The 13,305-nt window shown below is 69.9% G+C and carries 12 protein-coding genes; 11 read left to right on the top strand and 1 reads right to left on the bottom strand.

What is annotated here, in order from left to right; all coding sequences use genetic code 11:
- A partial coding sequence (locus VF665_RS24880) for a GNAT family N-acetyltransferase (protein WP_331056196.1) occupies positions 1-584 on the bottom strand: 584 nt, incomplete at its 3' end.
- Positions 585-751: 167 nt separating this feature from the next.
- Between VF665_RS24880 and VF665_RS24875 the strand changes: the two genes are divergently transcribed.
- From VF665_RS24875 to VF665_RS24825, 11 genes are all read left to right on the top strand, one after another.
- Positions 752-1,519 carry an adenosylcobinamide-GDP ribazoletransferase gene (locus VF665_RS24875; RefSeq protein WP_331056195.1) on the top strand — a complete coding sequence of 256 codons (768 nt, stop codon included), beginning with the start codon at positions 752-754 and terminating at the stop codon, positions 1,517-1,519.
- A gap of 87 nt (positions 1,520-1,606) precedes the next feature.
- Positions 1,607-1,996: a glycine cleavage system protein GcvH gene (gene gcvH, locus VF665_RS24870; RefSeq protein ID WP_331056194.1), complete on the top strand. Its 390-nt coding sequence runs from the start codon at positions 1,607-1,609 to the stop codon at positions 1,994-1,996.
- Positions 1,997-2,086: 90 nt separating this feature from the next.
- Entirely contained in the window at positions 2,087-2,779 is a 693-nt protein-coding gene (locus VF665_RS24865; protein ID WP_331056193.1) for a metal-dependent hydrolase, read from the top strand.
- Positions 2,780-3,215: 436 nt separating this feature from the next.
- Positions 3,216-4,016, top strand: coding sequence for a lipoate--protein ligase family protein (locus tag VF665_RS24860; RefSeq protein WP_331056192.1), 801 nt, complete (start codon positions 3,216-3,218; stop codon positions 4,014-4,016).
- Between the two features lie 55 nt (positions 4,017-4,071).
- Positions 4,072-5,709 (top strand): ABC transporter substrate-binding protein, encoded by a 1,638-nt coding sequence (locus VF665_RS24855; RefSeq protein ID WP_331056191.1) that lies wholly within the window; start codon positions 4,072-4,074, stop codon positions 5,707-5,709.
- A gap of 127 nt (positions 5,710-5,836) precedes the next feature.
- A complete protein-coding gene (locus VF665_RS24850; protein WP_331056190.1) occupies positions 5,837-7,513 on the top strand; it encodes an ABC transporter substrate-binding protein in 1,677 nt (558 codons plus the stop codon).
- A 4-nt stretch (positions 7,514-7,517) separates the two neighbouring features.
- Entirely contained in the window at positions 7,518-9,254 is a 1,737-nt protein-coding gene (locus VF665_RS24845) for an ABC transporter substrate-binding protein (RefSeq protein ID WP_331056189.1), read from the top strand.
- A 4-nt stretch (positions 9,255-9,258) separates the two neighbouring features.
- On the top strand, positions 9,259-10,242 hold the full coding sequence (locus VF665_RS24840) for an ABC transporter permease (RefSeq protein WP_331056188.1): 984 nt from the start codon (positions 9,259-9,261) through the stop codon (positions 10,240-10,242).
- Between the two features lie 3 nt (positions 10,243-10,245).
- Complete coding sequence (opp4C, locus tag VF665_RS24835) at positions 10,246-11,421, top strand: oligopeptide ABC transporter permease (protein WP_331056187.1); 1,176 nt, start codon at positions 10,246-10,248, stop codon at positions 11,419-11,421.
- Between the two features lie 96 nt (positions 11,422-11,517).
- Positions 11,518-12,120: a Uma2 family endonuclease gene (locus tag VF665_RS24830; protein ID WP_331056186.1), complete on the top strand. Its 603-nt coding sequence runs from the start codon at positions 11,518-11,520 to the stop codon at positions 12,118-12,120.
- Positions 12,117-13,253 (top strand): ABC transporter ATP-binding protein, encoded by a 1,137-nt coding sequence (locus VF665_RS24825; RefSeq protein WP_331056185.1) that lies wholly within the window; start codon positions 12,117-12,119, stop codon positions 13,251-13,253. The genes VF665_RS24830 and VF665_RS24825 overlap by 4 nt, the downstream gene beginning before the upstream one ends.
- The last annotated feature ends 52 nt before the right edge of the window (positions 13,254-13,305 follow it).

Below are 13,305 nucleotides of genomic sequence, written 5' to 3'. Positions count from 1 at the left end.
CTATTCCCTATTCCCTGCCGTTCCCCCCCCCCCCCCGCCGACTCCGCCATCATCTCCGCCCACTCCTCGCGCAGCAGCCCGTACATCATCACGTCCCAGAAGCGCCCCTTCTGAAACACGTGGTTCCGCAGCAGCCCCTCCCGCCGCATCCCCAGCTTTTCCAGCACGTTGGATGAGGCCACGTTGTCCGCGATGCAGTGCGCGTGCAGCCGGGTGAGCCGCTGCTCGCCGAATCCCCAGTCGCGCATGGCCAGCGCCGCCTCGGTGGCGTATCCGTGGCCCCAGTGCTCCGGGTTCAGCTCGTAGCCGATCTCCGCGTCCGTCCCCGCCGGATCGTTGCGCCGCACGCCCACGTTGCCGATCATCTCGCCCGTGCCGGCCAGCGCGATGGCCAGCTGCGTCTTGATGCGCGGCCGGTCCACCCGCCACGCCATGAACGCCGCGATCAGCGCCTGCGACTCGCCCGGATCCATCCGCTCGCGGTCGTAGTAGCGCAGGTACAGCGGATCGTTCTGGTACGCGTGCATCCCCGCCCAGTCGTCGCGCTGGAATTCGCGGAGAATCAGGCGCTCGGTTCGCAGCATCACGGGCGTTCGGCGGAGGGAGGACGGTCTCCCGCCCATTATGCGCCAGCCGTGGTCAACTGACAACGCCTGTGGCGGAAACCGGATGTCTCCCGGCCCGCCGCGTGCGGAGGGCGCCTGCTCGCCGCGGCATCGTGCCGCGGCCCGAGGCACCGCGATCCGGCCGGATGGAATTCACCGACCCACCCCACTCGCCCCTGCGCCGCATCCGCTGGGCGGCGGGGCTGCTTACGCTCTGGCGACCGCACGGCGCCCCTCCGCCGGACCCGGAGGAGCTTCGCCAGGCCACCGCGTTCTACCCGCTGATCGGGCTCGCCATCGGCCTGTTTCCCGCGGCGGCGCTGCTGCTGCCGTACCCGGCGGACGCGCGCGGCGTGCTGGCGCTGGCGGCCTGGGCCATCGTCACGGGCGCGGGCACGCTGGGCGGATGGGCGCGTGCCTGCGATGCCGCGTTCGCCCCGCCGGTGGATGCGGAGGATGAGACACGGCGCAGGAGAACGGAGGCGCTGCAGGCTTCGCGGCTGGGCGTCGTCGGTGGAACGGCGCTGGGCGTGCTGCTGCTGGCCAAGGCGGCGGCGCTGGGGCACGCCCCGCCCGTGGCGCCCATGGTGGCGGCCGCGCTGGGGCGATGGGCCGCCGTGCACGCCCTGCACACCTACGCCGCCGCCCCGCCGCACGATGCGCGGCTCCCCGCGGCGGGCGCGGTGCCGCTCTGGTCGGCCACCTGGGTGGCGGTCGCCGTGCTGTCGCTGCTCACCCTGGCCTCGCCGGAGCCGGCGCGCACGGCGTACGCGGTCACGGCCGGCGCGGTGCTGGCGCTGGCCGCGGCGGCGTTCCTGGTGGACCGGTTCGCGGGGGTGAACGGGCCCGTCTGCGACGCCGTGTGCGAGGCGGCGGAAGTGGCGGTGTTGTGGATGTATGTGCCGTGGGGATGAGGGCGCGGCGCGGCGGTCGCTTGACCGGCCCCGGTGCCCGGCCTATTCTCCCGGCGTTCCGAACCGGCTGAACCGCGCGGAGAAACCATGGCCAACGTCCCGCAGGACCTGCGTTACACCCGTGAGCACGAGTACCTCCGCCCCGTTGACGGGCAGGACGGCGTGTTCGCGGTCGGCATTACCGAGTACGCCCAGGACCAGCTGGGCGACATCGTTTTTGTGGAGCTGCCCAAGCCCGGCGCCACCTTTGACGCCATGGCGCCCTTTGGCACCATCGAGGCGGTCAAGGCCGTAAGCGAACTGTTCATGCCGCTGCAGGGCGAGGTCGTGGAGTCCAACGGCGCCCTGGACGGCAACCCGGCGCTGGTGAACAGCGATCCGTACGGCGAGGGATGGATGATCAAGGTGCGCCTTGCCGATCCGTCCGCCGTCAGCGGCCTGCTGGACGCCGCCGCCTACAGCGAACTCATCGGCTGAGGCTTGAAAGAGGACGGAACGGCGCTGCCCGTTCCGTCCTCTTTCGTACTTTCGTACTCTCGTACTGCTTTCCATCGCCGGAGGCGATTCATGGCCCGTCTGCTCTACCACGGACATTCGTGCTTTACGCTGGAGGCGCCGGACGGGACGCGGATCATGATCGATCCGTTCCTGGACGACAATCCGCTCAGCGACATCAAGTCGTCGGACGTGGAGCGGCTGGACTACATCCTGGTCTCGCACGGCCACTCCGACCACTTCGCGGACTGCGTGAAGCTGGCGAAGAAGCACGACGCCACTGTGATCTCCACCTTTGAGCTGGTGGCGTTCTGCCAGCAGGAGCAGGGGGTCAAGAAGGGCCACGGGATGAACATCGGCGGGGCGTACGTGTTTCCGTTCGGCCGGGTGAAGCTCACCCCCGCGCTGCACACGGGGAGCATCGACGGCGACAAGGCCGGCGCGTACACCACGGATTGCTGCGGCTTCCTCATCAGCCTGGACGGCGGGCCCACGGTGTACCACGCGGGCGACACGGCGCTCATCATGGACCTGCAGCTGCTGCAGGGGCGGGTGGACGTGGCGCTGCTCCCCATCGGCGACAACTTCACCATGGGGCCGGAAGATGCGGCCCGCGCGGTGGAGATGATTCAGCCGGAGGTGGTGATCCCCATGCACTACAACACGTTCGAGGTCATCAACCAGAACCCTGAGGGGTTCCGAGAGATGGTGGGCGACACCGCGCGCGTGGAGATCCTGCAGCCCGGCAGCGCCTACGAGCTGTAACCCGCGGACCGTCCGCCCGTTGTCGATGAAAAGCGCCCTCCCGCCTTACGGGAGGGCGCTTTCTCGTGTGTGCCGGGCTTCAGGGCGGCCCCCACCCGGGCCGGCACCACCGGCCCACCCTCCCCCAAAACGGACTGGGGGGAGGGTTGTTGTGCGGACGAGATCCCGGAACGCGTACCCAGTGCTCCCTTCCTCCCAAGGCTTTGTTGGGGGAAGGGATGGGGATGGGGGCCCCTCTCCGCCGCGCCAACCCATCCGGCCCGCTCACGACCGCAGTTGCCGTGAGCTCCCTCTCGCACATCTGTTCGTGGGAGAGGGTCGTCGTGCGCAGCGCGCGGGGTGAGGGCCACCGCCGTGTCCACCTCGGCAACCGACTGGCGGAAAACGTTTGTTTCGCCTTGACGCCCGGCCCCCCGGCGGCCTACCATCCCCCTTCATGCAGAACACCACCAAGCCCCGCCCCGCCTGGCGCCTGCTGGACACCGCGCCGGCCCCCGGCGCGTGGAACATGGCCGTGGACGAGGCGCTGGCCGACGCCGTGCGCGGGGGCGGCCCCCCGGTGCTGCGCATCTACCGGTGGGATCCCGCCTGCCTGTCGCTGGGCCGCAACCAGCCCTCCGACGGCTACGACCGCCACGAGATCGCGCGCCGCGGGCTGGACGTGGTGCGGCGCCCCACGGGGGGACGCGCCGTTCTGCACGCGCGCGAACTCACCTATTCCGTCGCCATGTGCGACAATGTGCTGGGCACGCCCCGGCAGGCGTACGCCGCCATCAACCGCGCGCTGGTGGCGGGGCTGCGGCGGCTGGGCGTGGACGCGCGGCTGCAGCCGCAGAGCGGGGAACGGGCGCCGCTCCCTTCGCTGGCCCCCTGCTTTGAGCAGCCGGTGGAGGGCGAGGTGGTGGCGGGGGGGAGTAAACTCGTCGGCAGCGCGCAGCGGCGGGAGCGCGGTGTGATTCTGCAGCACGGCTCGCTTCCTCTGCACGACGACCAGTCGCTCCTGGCGGAGCTCATGCGCCCCGGCGTGCCCGTGCCGCCCGCCGCGCCCCCCGCCACGCTGGCGGCGCTCCTGGGCACCGTGCCGGCGTGGGCGGAACTGGCGGCGGCGCTGGCGAAAGGGTGGCGCGAGGCGGTGGGCGGGGACCTGCGCGAGGACACGCTTTCCGCCGCGGAGCGGGCAGGCGCGGAGGTGCACCGGGCGCGCTACGAGGACCCGGCATGGACTTGGCATCGGTAGAGGGTTTCGCGGCACGGGCCGCGCGATCCGACACCGACGATCACGGGGAATGGGGATGAACGCCAGATACGCCAGGACCGCGCTGGCCGCGCTGCTCGTTGCGGCACTCACCGCCTGCGGGGGCGGAGGAGGCGGCGGCGGCGCCGACCAGGGCGGCAAGGGCAAGGACGCGGGAACGCCGCAGCAGGGCGGCACCGGCGTGCTCGACGTCCTGACCGACTTTCAGGCGTTCAACCCCGTCACCAACACGGCGCTTACGACGGACGACGTCATCAAGCACATGCTGTTCACGCCCCTCATCCAGTACGATGAGAAGCTGAACCCCAAGCCGTGGCTCGCGGAACGCTGGGACCTCACCGACACCGCCGTCGTCTTTCATCTGCGGCGCGACGTGAAGTGGCACGACGGCAAGCCGGTGACGGCCGAGGACGTCAAGTTCACCTTTGACCTGGCCAAGGACTCGGCCACCGCGTCGCTGCTGGGCTCGGCGTACGTCAACATGATCCGGAGCGCCACGGTGGTGGACCCGTACACCATCCGCTTCGGCTTCGTGGCGCCGCACGCGCAGGCGCTGGACGCCTTCTGGTGGCCGCCGCTGCCCAAGCACCTGCTGGGCAGCACGCCCGCCGGCCAGCTTTCCACCGCGCCCTTCAACCGCAACCCGGTGGGGAGCGGCCCGTTCAAGTTCGCGGAGTGGAAGCCCTCGCAGTCCGTGACCTTTGAGGCCAACCCCGCCTTTCCCGAGGCGCTGGGCGGCCGCCCCAACCTGGACCGCGTGGTGTTCCGCATCGTCCCCGAGGCCACCACCATGGTCACGGAACTGGTGAACGGCACGGCCGACATGATCGGCTACACCCTGCTGCCGGACCAGGCCAAGCAGATCAGCGGGCAGCGGGGGCTGGAGCTTCGCCACTATCCTTCGCGCGAGTTCACGTTCCTGGCGTGGAACAACACGCGGCCCCTGTTTTCCGACACCCGCGTTCGCCGCGCGCTTACGATGGGCATCGACCGGCAGCAGCTGATCAACGGGCTGCTGCAGGGCTTCGGGCAGCCGGCCACGGGGATCATCCCGGCATGGAGCCCCATGTACACGCCGCTGCAGCCGCTTCCGTTCGACCCGGCGGGCGCCCGGGCGCTGCTGCAGCAGGCGGGGTGGACGGACACCAACCGCGACGGCTTCGTGGACAAGGGCGGCCAGCCCCTGCGCTTCGTGCTCACCATCAACTCCGCCAACCGGTCGCACGGCGACATCGCGCAGGTGGTGCAGCGGCAGCTCAAGGCCATTGGCGTGGACCTGCAGATCCGCCCGCAGGAGTTCCAGTCCATGCTGCAGCAGTACAAGGCGCGCGAGTACGACGCCGTGCTGGCCAACTGGAGCCTGGACACCTTCAAGGTCGATCCCTCGCCCCTGTTCAGCTGCGCGCAGGCGCGGGTCAAGGGGAGCGCCAACCGCACCGGCTACTGCAACGAGCAGGGCGACCGGCTGGCGGAGGAGGCCATGCGCAGCACGGACCCCGCGCGGGCCAAGCAGCTGTGGGCGCAGTGGTCGCAGCTGCTGCAGCAGGACCAGCCCGTCACCTTTCTGTGGTGGAGCGAGGACCTGGCGGGGTTGGGGCCGCGGGTGCGCAACGTACAGACCGACGCCCGCAGCAAGATCGTGAACATCGCCGACTGGTGGGTCCGCGGCCGCTGAACGCCGGAACTCCCGCCGCCGCAGGCAAGTACATCGGGTGGAGCCCCGCCTGGCGCGGGGCTTCCTCGCGCCCGGCCCTTCCCGGGGCCGCCCCGGCGCACCGACCCGCGATCCGGACGTTCCACTCATGAAAGCACGATCCTTTCCGCTGCTGGCGCTCGCGCTGCTGGCCGCGTGCGGCGACGGAGCCGACGCGCGCCGCACCGCGGGCGGCGGCGCCGCCGACGGGCCCGAGGTGCCGGAGGCGCAGCGCTTCGGCGGCACCGGCGTGGTGGCGCTGGGCGCCGACATCACCGACATGAACCCGCTCACCTCGGCGGACAACAACGCGAACAACATCCAGTCGTTCGTGCTGTTCACCCCCGTGGTGGCGTTGAACGAGAAGCTGGAGCCCGTTCCCGCGCTGGCGCGCTCGTGGGAGCTCAACGCCGACAGCACCGAGCTCACCTTTCACCTGCGCAACGACATCCGCTGGCAGGACGGGCGCAAGACCACGGCGTACGACCTCAAGCTGGCGTACGACCTGGCGCGCGAAAAGGAAACGGGGTACCCCAACAGCTCGTTCTGGACGTACTACGGCGACGCCGCGGCGCCCGACTCGTTCACCTTCCGGGTCCGGCTGCGCCCGCACGCCGAGTACATGGACCCGTGGCGCACCTTTTTCGCCGTCCCCAGCCACATCTTCAAGGACGCCAAGCCGGCGGAGCTCCGCTCGCACCCGTTCAACACGCAGCGGCCGGTGGGCAACGGCCCGTTCCGCTTCGTGTCGCGGGCGCCGGGGCAGAACTGGGTATTCGCCGCCAACCCGGACTATCCCGCCGAGCTCGGTGGGCGGCCGTACCTGGACCGCCTCATCGTTCGCGTGATTCCCGAGGCCGCCACCCGGCTTACCGAGCTTCTGAACGGCACGGTGGACTACTACGTCCAGGTGACCCCGGAGCAGCTGCCGCAGCTGGAGGCGTCGCGCAACGCCCGGCTGGTCACCTTCCGCAACCGCTCGTACGCCATGGTGGTGTGGAACCAGAAGCGCGAGATGTTCCAGGACGCGCGCGTGCGCCGCGCCCTCACCATGGCCATCAACAAGCGGGGGATCATCGACGGGATCCTGCGCGGGCACGGCGAGGTGGCGCACAGCTCCATCCCCAACATCTACTGGATGGCCGACAGCACGGCGGGCAGGGGGATCGCCGACTACGACCCCGCCCGCGCCGCCGCGCTGCTGGATTCCGCGGGGTGGACGGACCGCAACCGCGACGGCGTGCGCGAGAACGCCCAAGGCAAGCCGTTCCGCTTTACCCTCAAGACCAACACGGGCAACCGCGAGCGGGCAGACCTCACCGAGGTCATCCAGAGCGACCTGGCCAAGGTGGGGGTGGACGCGCGCATCCAGATCGTGGAGTTCGGCACGCTGATTTCGCAGCTGAACAACGTGCGGGAGCGGCCGTTCGAGGCGGTGGTGATGGGGTGGGTGTCGGAGTTCAAGATCGACGACGAGAACCTGTTCTCGTGCAGGCGGCTGGACGAGCCGTACCAGTGGCCGCAGTACTGCAACCCGCGCACGACGGCGCTGCTGGACACCCTGCCGCGCATCGTGGACCGCGAGCAGGCGCGCCCGCTGTGGCGCGAGTACCAGCGTCTGATCGCACAGGACCAGCCCTACACCTTTCTGTACTTTCAGGAGCGGCTGGAGGGCGTGAGCAACCGCATGCGCAACGTGCACCCCGACGCGCGCGGCGACCTGGTGGGCATTTCCAAGTGGTACCTTCTCCCCAACGGCCGGGCCCGGCAGGGCGGCGGCGGATAACCGGATGACACACACGGCGGGCGGATCGATGCGGCGCGCGCGGCGGATGGCGGTGGCGCTCGCGCTGGTGCTGGGGGCGTGCGGAGACCGGAACGGCGGCGCGGAGGCGGCCAAGGCCCGGAGCAAGGCCGCCCCCGCGGCGGAGGGCGCGCCCCGGCTCGGCGGCACCGCCGTGGTGGCCGAGGTGGGCGACGTGCAGCAGCCGCTTCCCCTCCTGTTTGCGGGGAACCCCGACGGCGACCTCATCGACATGATGTACATGGGGCTCACCGCGCAGGCGTGGGAGAACGGCCGGCTGGTGTACCAGACCAGCGACGACTCACCCATGGCGCTGGCCTGGCTCTACGAGTACCTGGGCCCCGACAGCACCGCGATCCGCTTTCGCATGCGCAGCGCGGCGCGCTGGTCCGACGGCAGGCCCATCACCGCCCGCGACGTGGTGTGGACCTACCGCACCCTGGCCGACCCGCGCGCCGCCTCGCTGCACGCCGGCGTCACCAAGCAGCTGGACTCCGTGCGCGCGGAAAACGACTCCACCGTCGTGTTCCACTTCAAGCGCCACTACCCCGAAATGCTCTTTGACGCGGGCCTCGGCATCATGCCGGAGCACGTGTACGCCTCCACTCCGCCCGAGGGGATGGCCACCCACCCGGTGCTGGGGCGGCTGGAGACGCTGGTGGTGAGCGGGCCGTGGAAGATCGGCTCGCGGCAGGCGGGGCGGCAGACCGAGCTGGTGCACAACCCGTACTGGCCGGCCGAGTTCCGGCCGCGGCTGGACCGCATCGTCCTGCGCGTGGTGCCGGACCCGGTCACCCGCGTGACCGAGCTGCGCAACGGCACGGTGGACTTTGCGCGCGGCATCACCTTTGAACTGGTGCGCCAGCTGCGCGGGCAGGCACCCAATCTGCGTTGGGAGCGCGAAGACGACCGGTTCTGGGAGTTCGTGGCGTGGAACCAGCGCAAGGTGCCCGCGTTTCGCGACGTGCGGGTGCGGCGCGCGCTGGGGATGGCCGCCAACGTGCCGGGGATCATTCAGACGCTGCAGATGGGCGAGTTCACCACCCCGGCCACGGGGCCGTACCCGCCCATCTTCCGCGACCTGTACGACCCCTCGGTGCGCCCGCTGGCCTGGGACACGGTGCAGGCGCGCGCGCTGCTGGATTCGGCGGGGTGGCGCGACGGGGACGGCGACGGCATTCGCGAAAAGAACGGAAAGCCGCTGCGCTTTACCCTGGTGACCAACGCGGGCAACCAGCGCCGGCAGGACGTGAGCACCATTCTGCAGCGGCAGTGGCGGGCGGTGGGTGTGGATGCGCGGCTGCAGGCCATCGAGCTGCACACGCTCAACCAGCGGCTGCTGGGCGACCACGACTTCGAGGCCGCGCTGACGAGCTGGAGCGTGTCGCTCACACCGGACATTTCGCCGATGTGGACCACCGGCGGGTCGTACAACCTCACGGGGTACGCCAGCGCCGAAACGGACAGCCTGATCGCCCGGGCCACGGCCCAGGCGCGGCCGGAACAGGCGGCGCCGCTGTGGCGCGCGGTGGCGGCCAGGATCGTGCAGGACCAGCCGTACACGTCGCTGTACTACTACGACCCGGTTACCGGCGTCAGCAGCCGGCTGCAGGGTCTGCACGTCACCAGCTTCGGCGCGTACGGCCGCAGCTGGGAATGGTGGGTTCGCGACGCGCCGGGGCGCGGAGCCCGGGCCGACAGCTCAGAGGGAGGCACGAGATAAGGGGATGATCGCATACCTGGTCCGGCGGCTGCTCGGCGCCATTCCCCTTCTGCTGGGGATCCTGACGCTCATCTTCTTCGTGCTGCACATGGCCCCGGGCGACCCGGTGCTCAAGTTCGCCAGCCCGAACGTGAGCCCCGAGGTGCTCGACCAGATGCGCCGCAACTTCGGGCTCGACCAGCCGCTGCACGTGCAGTACTTCAAGTGGCTGTGGAGCTTCGTGCGGGGCGACTTCGGCTACTCGTTCGGGCAGATGCGGCCCATCAACGAGATCCTTCCCGAGATCCTGTGGAACACGCTGCAGCTCACCCTGATCTCCCTGGTGGTGATCTTTGTAGTGGGCATGCTGATCGGCATCGTGCAGGCGGTGCGGCAGTACTCGCTCGCCGACAACGTGCTGACCTTCATCGCGCTGTTCTTCTATTCGATGCCGAGCTTCTGGTTCGCGCTCATGCTCATCCTGATCTTTTCGCTGCACGCGGGGCAGGCGGGGTGGCCGCTCAGCCTGCCGGCGTCAGGGATGACGAGCATCGACTACGACTACCTGAGCGCGGGGGGCAAGGCGGGCGACCGGCTGCTGCACCTGATCCTTCCCGCCATCGCACTGGGCATCGGCTCGGCGGCGGGCGTCGCGCGGTACATGCGCGGCGCCATGCTGGAGGTGATTCACCAGGACTACATCCGTACGGCCCGCGCCAAGGGGCTTTCGGAGCGCACCGTCATCTTTCGGCACGCGCTGCGCAACGCGCTCATCCCCATCATCACCCTGCTGGGGTTGTACCTGCCCTTTCTGCTTTCGGGCGCGGTGCTGGTGGAAACGATCTTCGCCTGGCCGGGCATGGGGCGCGCCATCGTGGAGGCCATTCTGGCGCGCGACTATCCGATGGTGATGGCAACCTCGTTCGTGATCGCGGCGATGGTGGTGTTCGGCAACCTGCTGTCGGACGCGCTGTACGCCGTGGTGGACCCCCGCATCCGGAACGACTGAACCATGGTCCGCGTGTCTCCCGACGTCGAGTCCGTACCGCCCGAGCCCATGCCCGCCGGCGGCATGCCGCTCCCCGCCACCGGCCCCCGCGGGGGCGGCGTGGTGTGGACGCGGGTGGTGACCCTGGTGCTGGCCTGGGGCTTCACCTTCGCGGTGCTGTTCATCAGCTGGAGCACCCTGCAGGCGCGGCGCGCCAACCCCAGCGGGGTGCGGGTGCGGTGGGACTGGTACGTGGCGCTGGTGGCGCTGGCGGCCGTGGTGCTCACCATGCTGTGGTGGACGTGGAAGTCGGTGAGCCCCAGGCAGCTGGCCAAGGGGCGGGTGCGCGGCGACTCGCAGTGGAGCATCGCGGCGCGGCACTTCAAGAAGAACCGGCTGGCCATGTTCGGGCTGGCCATCATGATCCTGCTGTACGTGGTGACGCTGCTGACCCCGCTGATCGCCCCGTACGACCCGGCGGCGCAGGGCGACATCATCACCTCGCGCTACCTGCCGCCCTCGTCGCAGCACCTGTTCGGCACCGACAAGTTCGGGCGCGACATCTTCAGCCGCACGCTGTACGGCTCCCAGATCTCGCTTTCCATCGGCTTCGTGGCGGTGGCCATCAGCATTACGCTGGGCACCATGGTGGGGGCGCTGAGCGGCTACTTCGGCGGGTGGGTGGACGGCGTGCTGATGCGCTTTACCGACATGATGCTCGCGTTTCCGCGCCTGGTGCTGCTGATCGTGGTGATCGCCATCTTCGAGAACCCGTCGTTCTGGCTGGTGGTGGTGGTGCTGGGGCTCACGGGGTGGATGGGCACGTCGCGCATCGTGCGGGGCGAGGTGCTGAGCCTTCGCGAGCGCGAGTTCGTGCAGGCGGCGCGGGCGCTGGGGATGAGCGACTTCCGCATCATCATGCGCCACGTGATTCCCAACACCATGGCGCCGGTGATCGTGTCGGCCACGCTGGGCATCGGCCTCACCATCCTCACCGAGGCGTCGCTTTCGTTCCTGGGGCTGGGGGTGCAGCCGCCCACGCCCACGTGGGGCAACATGGTGTCGGACGGGCGCGACGCGCTCACGCAGGCGTGGTGGATCGCCACCTTTCCCGGCCTGGCGATCGTGCTGACGGTGGTGGCGTTCAACCTGCTGGGCGACGGCCTGCGCGACGCGCTGGACCCGCGGCTCCGCACCTGACGAGTGGAACCCGCCCGCCGGCATGGCGGGCGGCTGGACGGCAGGACGCCGCGATGGGCGATCCCCCGGCCCGATGACGCAACGAGGCAGCCTATGATGACGCAGGCGCAGCGCAAATCGGACTGGATCAGCTACGAGGACTTCCTCGCGTCCGCCGAGGGTGTCCGGGCTGAATGGGTCGATGGGGAGATCCTGTACATGAGCCCGCAGACGGACCGTCACCTGCTGATCAGCGGATTTCTTTTCAGCGCACTCCGGGGCTACGTGCGCCTGAAGGGGCTGGGCGGGCGGGTGATGCAGGCCGGCTTCCAGGTGCGGCTGAACGCGCGGCGGGGGCGCGAGCCGGACGTGTCGTACGTGACGGCGGAGAACATGGGGCGCCTGACGCGCACGTTCGTGGACGGGCCGGTGGACTTGGCGGTGGAGGTGATCAGCCCGGACAGCCGGGTGCGCGACCGAGTGGACAAGCCCCGGGAGTACGCCGCCGCCGGCGTCCGCGAGTACTGGCTGATCGACCCCGACGCAGAAACGATCGAGGTGTTTCGCCTCGGGGCGGACGGACGATACCAGGCCGTGGCGCTGGGCGACCCGGCGCGCGTGACCAGCGAGATCATCCCGGGGCTGTGGATTGATCCAGTGTGGATGTGGGCCGACGATCCGGATGAGTTCGTGGCGTACAGGGAATGGGGGCTGATTTGACGCAGAGCGACATCCACGTGGTACCGGCGGCGGGCACCGGGCCCATTCTGCAGGTGGAAAACCTGCGCACCTGGTTCAGCACCGACAACGGCGTGGCGCGCGCGGTGGACGGCGTGAGCTTTCACGTGAACCCCGGCGAAACGCTGGGCATCGTGGGCGAGTCCGGCAGCGGCAAGAGCGTCACCTCGCTTTCGGTGATGCGCCTGATTCCGCAGCCGCCGGGCAAGATCCAGGAGGGGTCGCGCATTCTTTTCCGCGGCGCCAACGGCGAAATGGAAGACCTGGCGGCCGCCACGGAGCCGCGGATGCGGCAGATCCGCGGCAACGACATCGCCATGATCTTTCAGGAGCCCATGACCTCGCTGAACCCGGTGTTCACCGTGGGGGCGCAGATCATGGAGTCGCTCACGCTGCACCAGGGGCTCAGCAAGAAGGCCGCGCGCACCCGCGCCATCGAAATGCTGCAGCTGGTGGGCATTCCCATCCCCCACCAGCGCGTGGACGAGTACCCGCACCAGCTTTCCGGCGGCATGCGCCAGCGCGTGATGATCGCCATGGCGCTGGCGTGCGACCCCAAGCTGCTGATTGCCGACGAGCCCACCACGGCGCTGGACGTCACCATTCAGGCGCAGATCCTGGAGCTGCTCAACCGGCTGCAGCAGGAGCTGGGGATGAGCATCATCCTGATCACGCACGACCTGGGCGTGGTGGCGGAAACATGCGATCGAGTGATCGTGATGTACGCCGGCCAGGTGTTTGAGGAGGGGACGGTGGACGACGTGTTCCACAATCCCCAGAACCCGTACACCGAGGGGCTGCTGCGCAGCATGCCCAAGCTGGGCCAGGACGTGGGCCGGCTGGCGGTAATTCCCGGCGTGGTGCCCTCGCCGCTCAACTGGCCGGTGGGGTGCCGCTTCAACGACCGCTGCCCGTACCGGTGGGAAAAGACGGAGACGGAGGCGCCGCCGCTGTTTGAGATCGGGCCGGGGCGCCGCAACAAGTGCTGGCTGGTGAAGTACCCGGAGCGGCGGCAGATGGGCGGATGGACGGATGGGGTGACGGTCGCCGGCGCCGCCCCGGTCGCGGGCGAACTGCCGGCCGGCGCGGCCGCGGACGACACGGAGGCTCTGTAATGGCGGCCACGCCGGAAGGGCGCACCCCCGCGGGGGGACAGGGCGCCGGGGA

This window comes from Longimicrobium sp. (assembly GCF_036387355.1).
Classification (GTDB): domain Bacteria; phylum Gemmatimonadota; class Gemmatimonadetes; order Longimicrobiales; family Longimicrobiaceae; genus Longimicrobium.
The sequence above is the reverse complement of the archived record's forward strand: the minus strand, read 5'-3'. Positions and strand labels throughout refer to the sequence as shown.

Excerpts from the sequence above, each read along its gene's own strand:
- VF665_RS24850 (WP_331056190.1), top strand. The coding sequence starts at position 5,837 with ATGAAAGCACGATCCTTTCCGCTGCTGGCGCTCGCGCTGCTGGCCGCG.
- VF665_RS24830 (WP_331056186.1), top strand. The coding sequence starts at position 11,518 with ATGACGCAGGCGCAGCGCAAATCGGACTGGATCAGCTACGAGGACTTC.
- VF665_RS24860 (WP_331056192.1), top strand. The coding sequence starts at position 3,216 with ATGCAGAACACCACCAAGCCCCGCCCCGCCTGGCGCCTGCTGGACACC.
- VF665_RS24845 (WP_331056189.1), top strand. The coding sequence starts at position 7,518 with ATGACACACACGGCGGGCGGATCGATGCGGCGCGCGCGGCGGATGGCG.
- gcvH (WP_331056194.1), top strand. The coding sequence starts at position 1,607 with ATGGCCAACGTCCCGCAGGACCTGCGTTACACCCGTGAGCACGAGTAC.
- VF665_RS24865 (WP_331056193.1), top strand. The coding sequence starts at position 2,087 with ATGGCCCGTCTGCTCTACCACGGACATTCGTGCTTTACGCTGGAGGCG.
- opp4C (WP_331056187.1), top strand. The coding sequence starts at position 10,246 with ATGGTCCGCGTGTCTCCCGACGTCGAGTCCGTACCGCCCGAGCCCATG.
- VF665_RS24840 (WP_331056188.1), top strand. The coding sequence starts at position 9,259 with ATGATCGCATACCTGGTCCGGCGGCTGCTCGGCGCCATTCCCCTTCTG.
- VF665_RS24855 (WP_331056191.1), top strand. The coding sequence starts at position 4,072 with ATGAACGCCAGATACGCCAGGACCGCGCTGGCCGCGCTGCTCGTTGCG.
- VF665_RS24875 (WP_331056195.1), top strand. The coding sequence starts at position 752 with ATGGAATTCACCGACCCACCCCACTCGCCCCTGCGCCGCATCCGCTGG.